The 18,306-nt window shown below is 69.1% G+C and carries 16 protein-coding genes; all 16 read left to right on the top strand.

The features are described from left to right. The first annotated feature begins 278 nt into the window (after positions 1-278). Positions 279-3,140 (top strand): hypothetical protein, encoded by a 2,862-nt coding sequence (locus C5E06_RS06975; RefSeq protein WP_104306411.1) that lies wholly within the window; start codon positions 279-281, stop codon positions 3,138-3,140. Between the two features lie 181 nt (positions 3,141-3,321). After that, on the top strand, positions 3,322-4,359 hold the full coding sequence (locus C5E06_RS06970; protein ID WP_104242283.1) for an HAD-IIA family hydrolase: 1,038 nt from the start codon (positions 3,322-3,324) through the stop codon (positions 4,357-4,359). Beyond that, positions 4,356-4,529 (top strand): hypothetical protein, encoded by a 174-nt coding sequence (locus C5E06_RS19215; RefSeq protein WP_181062905.1) that lies wholly within the window; start codon positions 4,356-4,358, stop codon positions 4,527-4,529. Before C5E06_RS06970 ends, C5E06_RS19215 begins: the two co-directional genes overlap by 4 nt. After that, positions 4,526-5,407, top strand: coding sequence for a TlyA family RNA methyltransferase (locus C5E06_RS06965; protein WP_258064883.1), 882 nt, complete (start codon positions 4,526-4,528; stop codon positions 5,405-5,407). Before C5E06_RS19215 ends, C5E06_RS06965 begins: the two co-directional genes overlap by 4 nt. After that, positions 5,404-6,327, top strand: coding sequence for an NAD kinase (locus C5E06_RS06960; RefSeq protein WP_104242281.1), 924 nt, complete (start codon positions 5,404-5,406; stop codon positions 6,325-6,327). Before C5E06_RS06965 ends, C5E06_RS06960 begins: the two co-directional genes overlap by 4 nt. Next, on the top strand, positions 6,324-8,072 hold the full coding sequence (recN, locus tag C5E06_RS06955; RefSeq protein ID WP_104306415.1) for a DNA repair protein RecN: 1,749 nt from the start codon (positions 6,324-6,326) through the stop codon (positions 8,070-8,072). Before C5E06_RS06960 ends, recN begins: the two co-directional genes overlap by 4 nt. Positions 8,073-8,083: 11 nt before the next feature. After that, positions 8,084-9,805, top strand: coding sequence for a CTP synthase (locus C5E06_RS06950; protein ID WP_258063201.1), 1,722 nt, complete (start codon positions 8,084-8,086; stop codon positions 9,803-9,805). Beyond that, positions 9,802-10,446: an NUDIX hydrolase gene (locus tag C5E06_RS06945; protein WP_104306410.1), complete on the top strand. Its 645-nt coding sequence runs from the start codon at positions 9,802-9,804 to the stop codon at positions 10,444-10,446. The genes C5E06_RS06950 and C5E06_RS06945 overlap by 4 nt, the downstream gene beginning before the upstream one ends. Before the next feature lie 11 nt (positions 10,447-10,457). Next, the gene (gene xerD / locus C5E06_RS06940) at positions 10,458-11,420 is read left to right on the top strand and encodes a site-specific tyrosine recombinase XerD (protein WP_104306409.1); all 963 of its coding nucleotides are present in this window, start codon (positions 10,458-10,460) and stop codon (positions 11,418-11,420) included. Then, complete coding sequence (locus C5E06_RS06935) at positions 11,417-12,289, top strand: ParA family protein (RefSeq protein ID WP_104242275.1); 873 nt, start codon at positions 11,417-11,419, stop codon at positions 12,287-12,289. Before xerD ends, C5E06_RS06935 begins: the two co-directional genes overlap by 4 nt. Continuing rightward, positions 12,273-13,139, top strand: a complete 867-nt coding sequence (locus C5E06_RS06930) for a segregation and condensation protein A (RefSeq protein ID WP_374953227.1) — start codon at positions 12,273-12,275, stop codon at positions 13,137-13,139. Before C5E06_RS06935 ends, C5E06_RS06930 begins: the two co-directional genes overlap by 17 nt. Further along, complete coding sequence (scpB, locus tag C5E06_RS06925) at positions 13,132-13,728, top strand: SMC-Scp complex subunit ScpB (protein WP_104306407.1); 597 nt, start codon at positions 13,132-13,134, stop codon at positions 13,726-13,728. Before C5E06_RS06930 ends, scpB begins: the two co-directional genes overlap by 8 nt. Positions 13,729-13,831: 103 nt before the next feature. Then, entirely contained in the window at positions 13,832-14,737 is a 906-nt protein-coding gene (locus C5E06_RS06920) for a pseudouridine synthase (protein WP_104306414.1), read from the top strand. Then, positions 14,734-15,828: a prephenate dehydrogenase gene (locus C5E06_RS06915; RefSeq protein ID WP_104242271.1), complete on the top strand. Its 1,095-nt coding sequence runs from the start codon at positions 14,734-14,736 to the stop codon at positions 15,826-15,828. The genes C5E06_RS06920 and C5E06_RS06915 overlap by 4 nt, the downstream gene beginning before the upstream one ends. Beyond that, a complete protein-coding gene (gene cmk, locus C5E06_RS06910) occupies positions 15,825-16,616 on the top strand; it encodes a (d)CMP kinase (RefSeq protein ID WP_104306413.1) in 792 nt (263 codons plus the stop codon). Before C5E06_RS06915 ends, cmk begins: the two co-directional genes overlap by 4 nt. Beyond that, entirely contained in the window at positions 16,609-18,156 is a 1,548-nt protein-coding gene (gene der, locus C5E06_RS06905) for a ribosome biogenesis GTPase Der (protein WP_104242269.1), read from the top strand. The genes cmk and der overlap by 8 nt, the downstream gene beginning before the upstream one ends. The last annotated feature ends 150 nt before the right edge of the window (positions 18,157-18,306 follow it).

Here is an 18,306-nt window from a genome sequence, read left to right as displayed (position 1 = left end):
ACCCTGTGGGAGAGTAGGTCACCGCCGGACTTCTTCATAAGCCGGGGTTGGTTGTTGAGTGAGCAGAGATGCTCCTCGATGACCAACCCCGGCTTTTTTCATTCGCCACCAACCGCGACAATACAACGCAGCGCCGAAGCACCCCGATGGCAGCACAGGGCACGTCCCTGAGCTCCGGAGCGCTGTGACGTAGGCTGGGTGGCGACGCAAGCGTCCAAGGTGAGGCGCATTCAGACAAGCACGACAACAATTCGACAGCGCATCCCGAGGAGCTATTCATGGACGCAAACGACAACGAGCGGCGAAACCCGAGCAACGAACGCGGGTCAGGCAACCGCCAGGAACGCAGCGGCCAGGATGGGCGACGGGATGCGAACTCCCGCGGCGGCGACCGCAAGCAGTTCGGCGACCGCAAGCCCTACGCAGGCGGCGGCGACCGCAACCAGGGAGAACGACGCAGCTACAACAACCGTGACGATGCCCAGCGCGGCGAGCGCAAGTCGTACGCGCCCCGCGATGGTGAGCGGAAGTCGTACGCACCGCGTGATGACAACCGCGGTGAGCGCAAGTCGTACGCACCGCGTGATGACAACCGTGGTGAGCGCAAGTCGTACCCACCGCGTGATGACAACCGTGGTGAGCGAAAGTCGTACCCACGGCGTGACGGCGAGCGGAAGTCCTACGCCCCCCGTGATGACAACCGCGGCGAGCGAAAGTCGTACCCTCCCCGCGACGGCGAGCGGAGGTCCTACGCACCACGCGACGACAGCCGTGGCGAGCGCAAGTCGTACCCTCCTCGTGACGGCGAGCGGAAGTCCTACGCACCGCGTGATGACAGCCGTGGTGAGCGCAAGTCGTACCCTCGTGATGGTGAGCGCAAGTCCTACGCGCCACGTGACGACAACCGTGGTGAGCGGAAGTCGTACCCGCCTCGTGACGGTGAGCGTCGTCCCTACAACTCCCGCGATGACCGCGGCGAGCGCAAGTCGTTCCCGCCCCGCGACGGTGAGCGGAAGTCGTACGCACCGCGTGATGACAACCGTGGTGAGCGGAAGTCCTACGCGCCCCGTGATGACAGCCGCGGCGAGCGCAAGTCGTACCCTCCTCGTGACGGCGAGCGGAAGTCCTACGCACCGCGTGATGACAACCGTGGTGAGCGGAAGTCGTACGCGCCTCGTGATGGTGAGCGCAAGTCCTACGCGCCTCGTGATGACAACCGTGGTGAGCGCAAGTCCTACGCGCCACGCGATGACAACCGTGGTGAGCGGAAGTCGTACCCTCCTCGCGATGACAGCCGTGGCGAGCGCAAGTCGTACCCGCCTCGTGACGGGGAGCGTCATCCCTACAACTCCCGCGATGAGCGCGGCGAGCGCAAGTCGTTCCCGCCTCGCGACGGTGAGCGGAAGTCGTACGCACCGCGTGATGACAACCGTGGCGAGCGGAAGTCCTACGCGCCTCGTGATGACAACCGTGGCGAGCGCAAGTCGTACCCGCCTCGTGATGGTGAGCGCAAGACCTACACGCCCCGTGATGACAACCGTGGCGAGCGGAAGTCCTACCCTCCCCGTGACGGCGAGCGTCGTTCATCCGGTCCCCGTGGCGACAGCCGTGGCGGACGCGACGATCGCGGCTTCTCTGGCGGCCGCGGACGTCCGGCGCCTGAGCGTCCGGAACTGACCGAGGAGGAGCTGCTCGCACGTGAGCTCCGCCCGGTTCGGGCAGAGCACATCGACCCCATCGTTCCTGACGAGGTCAGCGAGTCGGATCTCCCCAAGGGCGCCCGCAACGAGCTCAAGACGCTCGAGGCGACCAACCAGGAATTCGTCGCCAGGCACCTCGTGATGGCATCGGTGCTGATCGACAGCGATCCCGAGCTCGCCCATCAGCATGCCGTCTCGGCGGCACGCCGCGGCGGACGTATCGCCATGGTGCGCGAGACCCTCGCCATCACGGCGTACACGATCGGCGACTACGCGCTGGCACTCCGCGAGCTGCGTACCTACCGTCGCATCAGCGGCAAGGAAGACCAGCTGGCGCTCATGATCGACAGCGAGCGCGGCCTCGGCCGCCCGGACCGGGCCCTCGAGCTCGGTCGCGCCGCCGACCGCACGGGGCTCGGCCCGGCCGAACTGGTTCAGGTCGCCATCGCCATGTCCGGTGCGCGTCTCGATCAGGGCGCCGCCGACCTCGCGCTTGCTGAACTCGAGATCCCGCAGCTCGACCCGAAGCGCGCCTACTCGTACAGCCCGGCCTTGTTCGCCGCCTACGCGACCGTGCTCGAGGAACTCGAGCGCACCGCAGAAGCCGAGCGCTGGACGGCCCTCGCCACCAGGGCGCAGGATGCTCTCGACGCCGTCAAGCACGACGAGCACGAGACCATCGAAGTCGTCACCGAAGGCGAGTTCCCCCCTCTCGAGGAGGACGAGATCGACGGGGACGGGATCGCAGCCGAGACCGAGACCGAGATCGCGGGCGAAGGCTCGACGAGCGCTGTCGAAGGCTCGGGAAGCGTCGCAGATGGCGAAGCATCCGAGGCGGCGGAGTACTCGCGTGACGAGGACGACCTCGAAGCCGAGGTAGATGAGCTGCTCGCGGCGGCCGGTGACACGGTTGCAGCTGAGCCCGAATCGGAGGCTGCGGCTGAGGCCGATGTCATCGACGAAGCCGCTGCCGTGCTCGACGACGAACTGGTCGCCGAGGTCGAGGAAGAGGCGGACGAGATCGTCGCCGAAGCCGAGGCGCTGGATGAGGTCCAGGAAGAGGCCGACGAGATCGTCGCTGACGCGGAGACTGCCGACGAGGCGAAGGAAGTCCAGGAAGAGGCTGACGAGATCGTCGCCGCTGCCGAGGATGCCCAGGAACTCGCGATCGACGAGCACGAGAGCGCGCCTGTTGCCGTCGACGTCGAGCTCGATGTCGTCCCGGCACCTGCTGAGGCCGAGGTCGCATCGGAGTCAGACGCTGACGCCGCGCCTGCCGATGCTGCATCGGACGCTGATGACAGCGACGCCGAGAACAGCGACGCCGAGAACAGCGACGCCGAGAACAGCGACGCCGAGAACAGCGACGCCGAGAACGACGACGAAGACGAGGAGAAGAAGCGCAAGGGCGACGAGCCCGAGCCCCTCTTCGACCTGTGATCGGATGCGGGGCGGCGGATCCACTCCGCCGCCCCGCGCCCGCCTGCGGGGCCCGCAGCGCCCGCTGTGCCTGTACCTCGCGCGAAGTGCGCGAATCGGCGTCGATCCTGCCTGGGCCGACGCCAAGATCCCAAAAGTCAGGCTGCCGAAGCCGACGAGCCGAGAGAGACGAGAGATCCTGATGGCTTTGTTCAAGAAGAGCACCGGAACCGGACCTTCCCCGCTCGACGGCGTGGACGTGGTGCTGGCGGACCTGGATGGCGTCGTCTACCGCGGACCGAACCCGGTGCCCTACGCGGTGGAGAGCCTGAATGCGCTCGCCGCGTCCGGTCTCCGCTCTGGGTACATCACGAACAATGCCTCCCGCACGGATGAGCAGGTCGCGCAGCATCTGCGCGAGCTGGGGCTCACGCTGACGGCCGAGGACGTCGTGACGAGTCCGCAGGCGGCGGTGCGTCTCCTGGCTGACCAGGTAGCCCCCGGCGCGCTTGTGCTCGTCGTCGGTGGGGACGGTCTCATCGACGAGCTCGCCAAGGGTGGATTCCGCGTGACGCGATCCGCGGACGACGAACCCGACGCAGTCATCCAGGGCTTCGCGCCGCACGTCGGCTGGGAGCACCTCGCGGAGGCCTCGTTCGCGCTCGCGCGCGACATCCCGTGGGTCGCGACGAATCAGGACTGGACGATCCCTGTCGCTCGCGGCATCGCCCCGGGCAACGGAACGCTGGTGTCGGCCGTGCACACGGCGGTGCAGAAGCTGCCGCTCGTCGCCGGGAAGCCGGAGAAGGCGATCTTCGACGAGGCGGTGCGCCGCTTCGACGCGAAGAAGGCGCTGTTCATCGGCGACCGACTCGACACCGACATCAAGGGTGCCTCGAACGCCGGCATGGCCTCGGCGTTCGTGCTCACGGGCGTCGACCGCCCCAAGCAGCTCATCGCGGCGCCCCCTGGTCAGCGTCCCGACTTCATCTTGAGCGACCTTCGCGAGCTCTCGCAGCCGTACCCGAAGGTCGTCAGCGAGCGTCCACAGGCCGAGGTGGCCGTCGCGCGCGTCGGAGACGCGCAGGTCACAGTGCGTGGCATCGACGTCATCGTCGACCGCGCCGGCTCCTCGCCCATCAACCTCCTGCGTGCTGGCTGCGCAGCGATCGCGGCTTCGGAGAAGCTCATCTACGCGCTCCGGGTGCCGGAGGTGCTGTACTCGGAACTCGCGTCATGAGCATCGACCCAGGCGGGGCCGCCGACGACACGGAGCTCGCCCCCGAGCTCGATCGAATCGCGTCCCTGCCCGTCTCGGAGCGCGCGGCCGAGTTCTCGCAGCTGCACCAGCAGTTGGGGGAGCTCCTGGAGAGCACTCCCGTGGAGCTCTTCGACGGGGACAGCGCGTGAACGGTCCGATTACGACGCCCGAGGGAGGGCCGCTCAAGCGCCTCGACACCGAGCTCACCCACCGTGGACTCGCGCGCAGCCGCACGGCCGCGGCGCGCCTCATCGAGGCCGGGCTGGTGTCCGTGAACGGTGTGCAGGCGAGCAAGACGGGCCTCCGCGTCGCCGACCACGACGAGCTGACGATCGCTGGGGGAGACGACTTCGTATCGCGAGCCGCGCACAAGCTCGTCGCAGGTCTCGACGCGGTGCCGACGCTCGATCCCACTGGTCGAGTGGCGCTTGACGTGGGTGCATCCACCGGCGGCTTCACACAGGTGCTGCTCTCTCGCGGCGCACGTCACGTCGTGGCACTCGACGTCGGGCACGACCAGCTGGCGCCGTCGGTGCGCGAAGATCCTCGCGTCTCGAACCTGGAAGGCGTCAACGCCCGGTTCGTCGACGCCGAGCAGCTCGACGAACTGCTCGTGGCAGCGGAATCGCCCGTGCGCTCCGCCGATATCGACCTCGTCGTGGGCGACCTCTCGTTCATCTCCCTGACCAAGGTCATCGCGCCCATCCTGGCGATGGCGCCCGGGATCGTCGACGCGGTGCTCCTCATCAAGCCGCAGTTCGAGGTCGGGCGGACGGGCGTGAAGGGCGGCATCGTCCACGACCGCAGGCTGGTCGCGCCCGCACTCGAGCGGGTGCTCGTGGAAGCCGCCGACTGCGGGCTCGAGCTCGTCTCCCTGCGGCCGTCTCCCATCGTGGGAACGCACGGGAACTCGGAATTCGTCGCGGTCTTCCGCACGTCGAGAGGCTCGAGTCCAGCGGATGCTGACAGACTCGACACTCTGCGGCGAGCCATCGTCGAAGCGGAGGACTTGGAGGCAGATCGATGAGCGGGAACTCGAAGCGGCGGATCCTCGTCGTCAGCCATGTCGCACGCGAAGACGCCATCGAGGCGGCCATGACGGTTCTGCAGCTGCTCGACGATGCCGGCGTGGTTCCCGTGCTCGAGCCGTCGACGCACCGCGAGCTGCTGCGCCTCGACAGGAACCGGGTGCCCCGGACGACCATGGCGCTCGGCGATCAGCTCGCGGCCGACGAAGTCGAGATCGCCATCGTGCTCGGGGGCGACGGGACCATCTTGCGTGCCGCCGAGCTGGTGCGCGATGCCGGGGTCCCGATTCTGGGGGTCAACCTCGGTCACGTCGGCTTCCTCGCCGAGAGCGAGCGAGACTCGCTCGCGGACGCTGTCGGACGAGCCCTCGATCGCGACTACGAGGTCGAGGAGCGGATGACGCTCGACGTCCGGGTCACGCTCGGCGGCCAGACCGTCTACGAGACCTGGGCCCTCAACGAGGCATCCATCGAGAAGGCCAGCCGTGAGCGGATGCTCGAGCTGGTTCTCGAGGTCGACGGGCAGCCGCTGCTCAGCTTCGGCGCCGACGGCGCGATCTTCTCGACGCCGACCGGCTCCACCGCCTACTCGTTCTCGGCGGGCGGCCCCATTGTGTGGCCGACGGTCGAAGCGCTGCTGCTCGTGCCGATCAGCGCGCACGCCCTCTTCGCGAGGCCCATCGTCGTCGGCCCGAGCTCGACGCTCGCCGTGGAGATCATCCCCCGCACCGGCACGCCGGGTGTGCTGTGGTGCGACGGGCGACGCACGTACGACCTCACGGCGGGCTCCCGCGTGACGGCAACGCGGGGAGGCGCCCCGATCCGTCTGGCGCGACTCCACAGCGCGCCGTTCAGCAAACGACTTGTGGAAAAGTTCCAACTCCCGACTTCAGGATGGCGAGGACCCGCACGCGCATGATTCTTGACATCGATATCTCCGGCCTCGGCGTCATCGAACGCGCCGAGCTTCCCCTCGGCCCCGGCTTCACCGCGATCACGGGTGAGACCGGCGCGGGAAAGACCATGATCGTCACGGCGCTCGGCCTGCTCCGCGGCGGGCGCGCATCCGCGGACGCGGTGCGATCGGGCGCGAGCAAGGCAGTCGTGGAGGGGCGCTGGCAGCTCGACGCCGACAGTGCCGCAGCGCGCCTCGCGGCAGACGCGGGCGCAGAGCTCGACGAGAACGACGAGCTCCTCGTGGCCCGCCAGGTGAGCGCGGAGGGTCGGAGCCGAGCCTGGCTCGGCGGGCGCGGGGTGCCAGCCTCGATCCTCGCCGACCTCGGAGAGCGCCTTGTCGTGGTGCACGGGCAGAGCGACCAGTGGCGGCTTCGCAGCGAGGGAGCGCAGCGTGCCGCGCTGGATGCGTTCGGCGGCGCCGAGCTGCGCAGCGCACGCACCACGGTTCGCGAGGCGCATGTCCGCCGGGGCGAGCTGCGCGCCGAGCTGCAGACGCTGAGCGACGCTGAGGCCGAGCGCGAACTCGAAGCCGCCCGACTGCGCCGGGCACTCGCCGACATCGAGCCAGCCGAGCCGCAGGCTGGGGAGGACGTGACGCTCCTCGCCCGCATCGAGCGGCTCTCCAACCTCGAGGCGCTCCGGCGCGACGTCGGCCAGGCGCACGAGCTCCTCGCCGGTGACAGCTCCGCAGGATTCGGCGGACAGGGCGGCGCGAGCTCCACCGAGCTGGTCTCGCAGGTGCGGGCCCTCATCGACAGCGCGACAGCGAGCGATCCCGCGTTGGGTGAGCTCGGACAGGCGGCGGCCGACATCTCGTTCGCAATCGACGAGCTCGGCCTGCGCCTCGCCGGCTACCTCGACGGACTCGAAGCCGAGGGAAGCGGTGAACTGGCGGAGCTCAACGAGCGGCTCACGCTGCTCACGAGCCTCACGCGCACCTACGGACCGACGCTCGACGACGTGATCGAGCTCGGCTCCCAAGCGGGCATCCAGCTGCTGGAACTCGAGAACGACTCGACGCGCATCCAGCAGCTCGAGGCGCAGATCGCCGAGGCGGAGGAGGCGCTCGCCGCCGCGGCTGCGCGCCTCACGGAACTCCGGACCGCGACGGCTGCGGTGCTCGAGGAGCGGGTCACGGAGGAGCTCCACGCGCTCGCCATGCCGGCAGCCCAGCTCACCGTGGCCATCACCCCGCTCGACGAGATCGCCGCCCACGGCGGCGACCGGGTCGCCTTCATGCTCCGTCCGCATCCGGGAACCGAGCCGGCCCCGCTCGGCAAGGGCGCGTCCGGCGGCGAGCTCTCTCGCGTCATGCTCGCGCTCGAGGTCGTGCTTGCGGACGTGAGCTCGGTGCCGACCCTCGTGTTCGACGAGGTCGACGCCGGCGTCGGCGGGTCCGCGGCGATCGAGATCGGGCGCCGCCTGCAGCGGCTCTCCGCGAACGCTCAGGTCATCGTCGTCACGCACCTGGCGCAGGTCGCTGCGTTCTCGGACAACCACATCAGCATCGAGAAGTCGAGCGACGGACAGTTCACGACCTCCAGCATCCGCCAGATCAGCGGTGCGGACCGGACGCAGGAGATCGCCAGGCTCCTGTCGGGACTCTCCTCCAGCGAGACCGGGAACGCCCACGCAGAGGAGCTGCTGGAGCTCGCCGCGGCGAATCGCACAGCGTCAGGCGCAGACGGATCGCGGTCCGTCGGCTAATATGGAATTCCGTGACTAGCGCAGATATCCCAGTTGCGGGAAACGACCAGGCCGTTGTCAAGCAGATCTATGTGACCGGGGGCGTGGTCTCCTCTCTCGGCAAGGGCCTGACCGCTGCCAGCTTGGGCAACCTCCTCAGGGCCCGAGGCCTGCGCGTCGTCATGCAGAAGCTCGACCCGTACCTCAACGTCGACCCGGGCACCATGAACCCGTTCCAGCACGGCGAGGTGTTCGTCACCAACGATGGGGCTGAGACCGACCTCGACATCGGCCACTATGAGCGCTTCCTCGACGTCGACCTCGCGCAGTCGGCCAACGTCACGACCGGGCAGATCTACTCGAGCGTCATCGCCAAGGAGCGCCGCGGCGAGTACCTGGGCGACACGGTCCAGGTGATCCCGCACATCACCGACGAGATCAAGCGACGCATGCGCCTCCAGGCCAGCGAGGAGCCTCGCCCCGACGTCATCATCACCGAGGTCGGCGGCACGATCGGCGACATCGAGTCGCAGCCCTTCATCGAGTCGGCCCGCCAGCTGCGCCACGAGCTCGGACGCGACAACGTGTTCTTCGTGCACGTCTCGCTCGTCCCGTTCATGGGAGCCTCAGGCGAGCAGAAGACCAAGCCGACCCAGCACTCGGTCGCGGCTCTCCGCTCCGCGGGGATCCAGCCGGACGCGCTCGTGCTGCGCAGCGACCGCCCCGTGACCGAGAGCAACAAGCGCAAGATCGCCCTCATGTGCGACGTGCCGGAGCGCGCCGTCGTGAACACCATCGACCTGCCGTCGATCTACGACATCCCCCGCGTCCTGCGCGATCAGGGGCTCGACGAGTACATCATCGAGCAGCTCAAGCTCCCCGCCGAACCCATCGAGTGGAGCGCCTGGGAGCGCCTGCTCGAGGTCGTCCACCAGCCCAAGCATCAGATCACGGTCGGCCTGGTCGGCAAGTACATCGACCTCCCCGACGCCTACCTGTCCGTGACCGAGGCGCTGCGGGCCGGCGGCTTCGCGAACCAGACGCGCGTCAAGCTGCGCTGGATCCCATCCGACGAGTGCGAGACGGCAGAGGGCTCCGCAGCACAGCTGAGCGACGTCGACGCGATCTGCGTGCCAGGCGGCTTCGGCATCCGCGGCATCGAGGGCAAGCTCGGCGCCCTGCGCTTCGCTCGCGACAACGGCATCCCCACGCTCGGGCTGTGCCTCGGCATGCAGTGCATGGTCATCGAGTACGCGCGCAACGTCGTCGGCATCAGCGACGCGAGCTCGTCCGAGTTCGACCCGGAGACGCCGAACCCCGTCATCGCGACCATGGCCGAGCAGGTCGACATCATCGAGACCGGCGACCTCGGCGGCACGATGCGCCTCGGGTCCTACCCGGCAGCCCTCGACGAGGGCTCCATCATCGCCGAGCTCTACGGCTCGACCCTCGTCGAGGAGCGCCACCGTCACCGCTACGAGGTGAACAACGCGTACCGCGATCAGATCTCGGATGCGGGTCTCCACTTCTCGGGACTCTCACCGGACGGCACGCTCGTCGAGTACGTCGAGCTGCCGCGCGAGGTGCACCCGTTCTACGTGGCCACGCAGGCGCACCCCGAGCTCAAGTCGCGCCCCAACAACGCGCACCCGCTGTTCTCCGGCCTCGTCGCCGCCGGCCTCGAGCGTCAGCGTTCCGGTCGCCTCGTCGACGTCGAGGAGAGCGTGCAGGACGTGGACCAGGTCCAGCAGTGACCTCGTCCGCTGAATCGGGGCTTTTCGCCGACGCGGTCGCGGAAGACACGGTGCTCGAGTCGAGCGTCGTCTTCCGCGGCGCCGTCTGGGACATCGTCCGCGAGCGGTTCCGTTTCGGCGGAGAGGTGCTGACGCGGGAGTTCATGTCGCACACGGGCGCGGTCGCAGTGCTCGTGCTCGACGACGCCGACCGCATCCTCTTCATCCGCCAGTACCGTCACCCGGTCGGGCGGCGCGACTGGGAGCTGCCGGCAGGACTCCTCGACGCGCCCGGCGAGGACCCGCTCGACGCCGCGAAGCGCGAGCTCGGCGAGGAGGTCGACCTGCTCGCGGACCGCTGGGACGTGCTGCTCGACCAGTACACCTCGCCGGGGGGCAGCAGCGAGAACGTGCGCGTCTACCTCGCCCGCGGTCTCTCGGCCACTCCGGAGGCGTTCGATCGCACCGGTGAGGAGGCGGAGCTCGAGCAGCGCTGGGTTGCGCTTCCCGACGCGCTCGAGGCTGTCCTCGACGGCTCCGTGCAGAACCCGTTCGTCGTCTCGGGTGTCATGGCGCTCCACCTCGCGAAGGAACGCTCCTTCTCGACGCTCCGACCCGCGGACGCGGCCTGGCCGACCCGCTCGCCGGGGCGCCCAGAGTAGTCGGCCAGCGCATGGCCGCGGATCCGGGCCAGGCCACGTCGGACGTGGCCCGTCTCGATACCTACCTCAGGCATCTGACGATCGAGCGCGGCCTCTCCGCCAACAGCCTCGGGGCCTACCGGCGAGACCTCGTCAAGTACCTCGACTGGCTCGAGCAGGGTGACCGCGGCCCGGTCGCGGCCGCGAAGCCCGAGGACGTCACCGCCTTCCTCGCGCACCTGCGCGACGGCGAGCAGCTGGCCGCCTCCTCCATCTCGAGGACGCTGTCCTCGGTGCGCGGCTTCCACCGGTTCCTGCTCGACGAGGGCGTGCTCGACGTGGACGCCACCGCGCGGGTGCGCGCGCCGAAGCTGCCGTCCCGGCTCCCGAAGGCGCTCACCGTGGCCGAGGTGGAGCGGCTGCTGCAGGCAGCAGACGGCGAGACGCTCGAGGCGATGCGCGACACCGCGCTCGTCGAGCTCCTCTACGCGAGCGGCGCGCGCATCTCCGAACTCGTCGACCTCAACGTCGATGACCTGCTCGAGCCCGGCATCCTCCGGGTGCGGGGCAAGGGCAACAAGCAGCGCATCGTGCCGGTCGGCAGCTTCGCGCAGCGAGCCCTCGACCGCTACCTCGTCCGAGCGAGACGCGAGCTCTCCTCGCGGGGGAGCGCAACCCCGGCGCTGTTCCTCGGCACGCGCGGTGCGCGGCTCTCCCGGCAGAGCGCCTTCAACCTGCTCGACGCGATCGCAGCGCGGGCGGACCTCGCCGGGCGCGTCTCCCCGCACACCCTCCGCCACTCGTTCGCGACGCACCTGCTCGAGGGTGGGGCGGATGTGCGCGTCGTGCAGGAGCTCCTCGGCCACGCCTCCGTCTCGACGACGCAGATCTACACGCTCGTGACAGCCGACACGCTCCGGGACGTCTACGCGACGAGCCATCCGCGCGCCACCCTCGGCGGAGGCCAGGCCGGGGATAGGATGCAGAGGTCATGAGCGAAGAGACCATCGAATCCACTCCCCGCAGCGCAAGCGCGGTGTCGACGCGACTCTATAACCACTTCGACGTGCCAGAGGAACTCGACGACCACGGCCCTGCGCGCATCATCTCGATGTGCAATCAGAAGGGTGGCGTCGGGAAGACCACGACGAGCATCAACCTCGGCGCCTCGCTCGCGCTCTACGGCCGCCGTGTGCTCGCCGTCGACTTCGACCCGCAGGGGGCGCTGAGCGCCGGCCTCGGCATTCGCACCTACGACGCCCCGACGGTCTACGACCTGCTCATCGGCACGGTCAAGGACCCGCACGAGGTCATCCAGCCGACGGCCTTCCCGGGCCTCGACGTGATGCCCGCGAACATCGACCTCTCGGCGGCGGAGGTGCACCTCGTCACCGAGGTCGCGCGCGAGCAGATCCTCGCGAGTGTACTGCGCAAGGTCTCGAGCGAGTACGACGTCATCATCGTCGACTGCCAGCCCTCCCTCGGACTCCTCACGGTCAACGCGCTTACCGCGAGCCACGGCGTGATCATCCCGCTCGAGTGCGAGTACTTCGCGCTCCGCGGCGTCGCGCTGCTCGTCGAGACCGTCGACAAGGTGCGCGACCGCCTCAACCCCTCGCTCGAGCTCGACGGCATCCTGCCCACCATGTACGACGGCCGCACCCTTCACTCTCGCGAGGTGCTCGACCGCGTCTACGAGGCGTTCGGCGACCGCGTCTTCGACACGGTCATCGGCCGCACGGTGAAGTTCCCCGATGCTTCCGTCGCCGGCGTGCCCATCGTCAGTTTCGCTCCAGAGCACACCGCGGCGAAGGCCTACCACCAGCTCGCGCGCGAGTTGGTCGAACGTGGCGCCGTCGCCTAGCACGCTGACCGCACGGGCCACCCCGGCCAGGCAGGGGAGCTCGGCCGCCGCCGACATCGAGGCGGCCCCGGACGCGGACTTCCGTGTCTCCCTCAGCAACTTCGAAGGCCCGTTCGATCTCCTCCTGACGCTCATCTCGAAGCACGAGATGGACATCACCGAGGTGTCGCTCAGCCGCGTCACGAGCGAGTTCATCGGGTACCTGAACGACCTGTCGACGCCGGAGGAGCTCGATCGGGCGAGCGAGTTCATCGTCGTCGCGGCAACGCTGCTCGACATGAAGATCGTCAGCCTGCTTCCGCAGGGCGAGTACGTGGATGCGGAGGACGTGGCGATCCTCGAGGCACGAGACCTCCTGTTCGCGCGCCTCCTGCAGTACAAGGCGTTCAAGGAGGTCTCCGCATGGTTCGCGGCGGCGCTCGGCGTCGAGGGGCAGCGTACGACTCGTGCCGTGCCCCTGGAGGCGAAGTTCCGAGAGCGCATCCCGGAGCTCGTCTGGACGCTGTCCGCCGCCGACTTCGCTGCGCTCGCGACGCTCGCGCTCGCGCCACGAGAGATCCCGACCGTCGGCCTCACCCACCTCCACGCCCCCAAGGTGAGCATCCGGGAGCAGGCCCGCATCCTCGTCGCGGTCCTCCAGGACGGCGAACCGCGCACCTTCCGGGAGCTCGTCGCTGACGCCAGCGCTCGCGGTGTGGTCATCGCCCGCTTCCTGGCCCTCCTGGAGCTGTACCGCAGGGCCGCGTTGAGCTTCGAGCAGGAGATCCCGCTCGGCGAGCTCATCGTGCAGTGGGACGCGCAGGACTGGGATGCGGCGCAGCTCTCGAGCCTCGGAGACGACGATGACTGACCTCACCGCGATCGAGCAGCCCTCCGATCCGGGTGAGCAGCCAGGCGTCGAGCTCGACCGCGCCGTCGAGGCGATCCTCTTCGTCGCCGACGAGCCGCTGTCGCTCGTGACCATCGCCGGCGCGGTCAGCCGCCCCGTCTCCGACGTCCGAGCATCCATCGGCCGGCTCGTCGCCGACTACAACGGCGACCTCGGCGGGCCGGAGCGCGGCTTCGAGCTGCGCGAGGTGGGCGGGGGATGGCGGCTCTACGTGCGCGAGACGCTCGACGACATCGTCGCCGACTTCGTGCTCACCCGCCAGCCGTCGAGGCTCTCGCAGGCCGCGCTCGAGACGCTCGCCGTCATCGCCTACCGTCAGCCCATCACCCGTTCGCAGGTGGCGCAGGTCCGCGCTGTGAACGTCGACTCGGTGGTGCGTACTCTGGTAGCACGTGGCCTCATCGCAGAAGACGGCCACGACGACGTGACCGGGGCCATTCGCTACGTCACGACCCAGGCGCTTCTGGTGCACCTGGGACTCAACTCGCTCGACGAGCTGCCAAAGATTTCACCTCTGCTCGACGAAGGACAGGACGGATTCCATGAGTGATCAGCGAGGGCGCGCACCGCGCCACAGCGACGCCGACCGCACCGCCGACGAAGCCGCGGCGCTCCGCCAGGCTGCGCAGGCGCGACCTGAAGGCGGCTACTCGATGGACGACTTCGCCGACATCCCGCTGCCCGGCCGCGAGGTCGCTCCGGTGGAAGAGCGCAACGACGGCGTCCGTCTGCAGAAGGCGCTCGCGGCGGCAGGCGTCGCCTCCCGTCGTGTCTGCGAGCAGTACATCACGCAGGGACGCATCGAGGTCAACGGGGTCGTCGTGACCGAGCTCGGCAGCCGCGTCTTCCCGGACCGTGACGAGGTCGCGGTGGATGGCACCCCCATCCAGCTCGACCCGAGCAAGCGCTACGTCCTCCTGAACAAGCCCACCGGGGTCGTCTCGACGATGCGCGACGAGCAGGGCCGCCCTGACCTTCGCGAGTTCACGAGCGAATTCGAGGAGCGGGTCTACAACGTCGGCAGGCTCGACATCGACACGAGCGGCCTGCTGATCCTTACGAACGACGGGGAACTCGCGCACGTGCTCGCGCACCCGTCCTTCGGCGTGGAGAAGACGTACATCGCCCGCGTCGAGGGACGCATGTCCGCGAAGGCCCTGCAGCGCCTTCGCCAGGGATTCGAGCTCGAGGACGGCTTCATCAAGGCCGACAGCGCGAGGCTGCTCGCCGATCAGCCGAGTCACACGGCCTCGCTCGTCGAGATCGTGCTGCACTCCGGCCGCAACCGCATCGTGCGTCGCATGCTCGAAGAGGTCGGGCACCCCGTCAGCGCGCTCGTGCGCCGGAGCTTCGGGCCGTTGAACCTCGGCACGCTGCGCGAAGGGGAGATGCGCGAGTTCACTACACTGGAGCTCGGCCGCATCCTGAAGCTCGCCCGGCGAGCCGGTGAGCAGCGCGAGAGCGGCGCCCCCGCGCAGTCAGCAGCCCCCGAGCGCGGGCCGAAGCAGGGGAGAACCGCGCGGCAGACGCCGTCTGCCAAGTCGAAAGGTCGTCGATGACGCCAACTCGAACCAACTCCCCGGTGCGGGTGGTCGGTGCCGGGCTGCTCGGCACGAGTGTCGGTCACGGGCTCCGGAGGCTCGGCGTCGACGTCCAGCTCGACGACATCTCGCCGTCGGTGCTGCAGCTCGCGGTCGACTACGGCGCGGGAACCCCCGCAGCGGATGCTGCCGGGGGAGAGCCACCCCGCATCGTCGTGGTCTGCGTGCCGCCTGACGTGACGGGGCAGGTCGTCGCGGCCGAGCTCGAGCGCTGGCCGGACGCCATCGTGACCGACGTCGCGAGCGTGAAGTCGGCGCCGCTGGCCGAGCTCATCGCTCGAGGAGCCGACATCAGCCGGTACCTCGGCTCGCACCCCATGGCCGGCCGCGAGACGGGCGGGCCGCTCTCGGGCCGCGCCGATCTCTTCGTCGGACGCCCGTGGGTCATCGCGCACCACGAGCAGACGAGCGTCTTCGCACTGCAGGAGGTCGAGGGCCTCGCGCTCGACCTCGGCGCGACTCCCGTCGCGATGACGGCCCACGACCACGACCGTGCCGTTGCGCTCGTCTCCCACGTCCCCCAGCTGGTCTCCACGCTGCTCGCCTCCCGCCTCGTCGACGACGAGGACGGCGCGACCGCGCTCGCGGGCCAGGGGCTGAGAGACCTCACGAGGATCGCCTCGAGCGACCCCGTCCTGTGGACCCAGATCCTCACCGCGAACGCGGCTCCGACTGCTGTGGTGCTCCGCAAGCTGCAGGCCGATCTCGACAAGGTCGCCGGAGCGCTCGAGCGCAGCCAGGAGCGCGGCTCCGGGCGCATCATCGCGGAACAGCTCGCGACCGGCAACGCCGGCGTCGCGCGCCTGCCAGGCAAGCACGGCTCCTCGCGACGCGAGTTCGACTCCGTCACGGTCATGATCGACGACAAGCCAGGCCAGCTCGCACGCCTCATGGGCGATGTGGGCGACGCGCAGGTTAACGTCGAGGACTTCCGGATGGAACACGCGCAGGCCTCGAACGTGGGTCTCGTCGTCATCTCCGTCGTGCCATCGGCCACGGCGAAGCTCGTCGAAGAGCTCGAGCAGCGAGGGTGGAGGATCGCCGCATGAGCGCGCCCGCCTCTCCGCTCGCCGCCTCCCTCGCGGTCGCCCCCCTTGTCGTCGCCGTCGACGGCCCCGCCGGGTCGGGCAAGTCCAGCGTGTGCCGCGAGAGCGCGAGGCGCCTCCGCTTCGGCTACCTCGACACGGGCGCCGCGTACCGCGCGCTCACCTGGTTCGCCATCGAGCGGGGCTGCGACCTCGACGACGCCGCGACCATCGTCGCCCTGCTTCCCACCTTCATCGCCGAGTACCGCATCTCGCAGAGCCCGGACGAGCGCTGGGTTCGCGTTGGCGAGACCGATGTCTCGGAGCACATCCGCGACACCGCCATCTCCGGCGAGGTCTGGCGAGTATCCCGGGTGCCAGAAGCTCGTTCTGCCCTCACGGCGCTCTTCCGGAGCACCATGGCCGAGACGGCAGCTGCCGGCATCATCGCCGAAGGCCGGGACATCACGACGGTCGTGGCCACGGATGCGCCCGTGCGCATCCTCATGACCGCGGACGAGGCCGTTCGCATCGCACGCAGGGCCGGCGAGAAGGCAGGCGAGGCGGCCTCCGCCGTGGCCGAGTCCGTCTCGGCGCGCGATGCCCGCGACGCCAAGGTCACCAACTTCACCGAGGCCGCCGACGGCGTCACGGTGCTCGACACGACGAGGCTCGATTTCGAGCAGTCGGTCGAGGAATTCCTGCGAATCGTCGCCTCGGCGCCCGGTTCGCACCAGACGACAGCACCGTCGCTGGCAGCCGCCCCGAGCGCGCTGTCAGACACGACAACACGAAGGAGTCACGATGACTGACGACCAAGGGAACAACGACGAGGCCACACAGGCCTCAGACGAGTTCGACGCAGCAGGAGGCGAGGAGCTCGTCTCGCGCCTGGAGGGGCTCGACGAATCCGTCGTCGAGCAGCGCACCAACGCGCTGCGCCAGAGCCTCGACGACTACGAGCTCGAGGAAGACGACCTCGAGGTGCTCCTCGGCGCCTCCGAGGACGGCGACGCCATCACGTACCTGCCAGCGCTTCCCGTGCTCGCGGTCGTCGGCCGACCCAACGTCGGCAAGAGCGCGCTCGTCAACCGCATCATCGGCCGGCGCGAGGCCGTCGTGGAGGACACGCCAGGCGTGACCCGCGACCGCGTCTCGTACAAGGCCGAGTGGAACAACCGCTGGTACACGATCGTCGACACCGGCGGGTGGGAGCCCGACGCGAAGGGCATCGACCTGTCGGTCGCCCAGCAGGCGGAGATCGCCGTCGAGCTCGCTGACGCCGTGCTCTTCGTCGTCGACGCGAATGTCGGCCCCACCGCCACGGACGAGCACGTCGTGAAGCTGCTCCGCAAGACGGACCGGCCCGTCATCCTCGTCGCGAACAAGGTCGACGACGCCGTCCAGGAGCCGAACGCGGCGCAGCTGTGGAGCCTCGGACTCGGCGAGCCGTGGCCGGTCTCGGCAGTCCACGGACGCGGTGTCGCAGACCTCCTCGACAAGGTCATCGAGATCCTCCCCGAGGTCTCCAAGGTCGCGAAGGAGGAGATCGGCGGGCCCCGCCGCGTCGCCATCCTGGGACGACCGAACGTCGGCAAGTCGAGCCTCCTCAACAAGGCCGCTGGCGAAGAGCGTGTCGTCGTCAACTCCCTCGCCGGCACCACTCGCGACCCCGTCGACGAGCAGGTCGAGCTTGGCGGCAAGATCTGGCGCTTCGTCGACACGGCGGGCATCCGCCGTCGGGTGCACCTGCAGCAGGGTGCGGACTTCTACGCCTCGCTGCGCACGACGGCCGCCCTCGAGAAGGCGGAGGTCGCCGTCGTCGTCCTCGACGTGACCGAGGCCGTCAACGTGCAGGACCTGCGCATCATCGACCTGGTGCTCGAATCCGGGCGCGCGCTCGTGCTCGCCTTCAACAAGTGGGACATGCTCGACGACGAACGTCGCTGGCAGCTCGAGCGTGAGGTCGAACGCGACCTCGCTCACGTCGCCTGGGCGCCGCGCGTCAACATCTCCGCGAAGACCGGCCGCCACCTCGAGAAGCTCGTGCCGGCCCTCGAGCTGGCCCTCGACTCGTGGGACACGCGCATCCCCACGGGCAAGTTCAACGCGTTCCTCGCGGAGCTCACGGCGGAGTTCCCGCACCCGCTCCGTGGCGGCAAGCAGCCGCGCATCCTGTTCGGCACACAGGCGCAGACGCGTCCGCCGACATTCGTGCTCTTCACGACCGGCTTCCTCGACCCGGGCTACCGTCGTTTCATCCAGCGTCGACTCCGCGAGGTGTACGGCTTCGAGGGCTCGCCGATCATCACGAACATGCGTGTCCGCGAGAAGCGGGCGAAGCGCAGCTAGCGAGTCCGCCAGCGCCGAGGGGTCCGTTCCGCAGTCGCGGGACGGGCCCCTCGTGGCAAATTCGGCCCTTTTTTCCTCATCGTGAATACGGGCGTGCCCCTTGACCCGGATTCCCGCACGTCAGGTAGCGCAGAACCGTAGGATTTTTCG

Origin of the sequence: Pseudoclavibacter sp. RFBI5 (genome assembly GCF_002931395.1) — a bacterium.
Lineage (GTDB): Bacteria > Actinomycetota > Actinomycetes > Actinomycetales > Microbacteriaceae > Pseudoclavibacter.
This window is presented reverse-complemented; position numbering and strand designations above follow the sequence as displayed.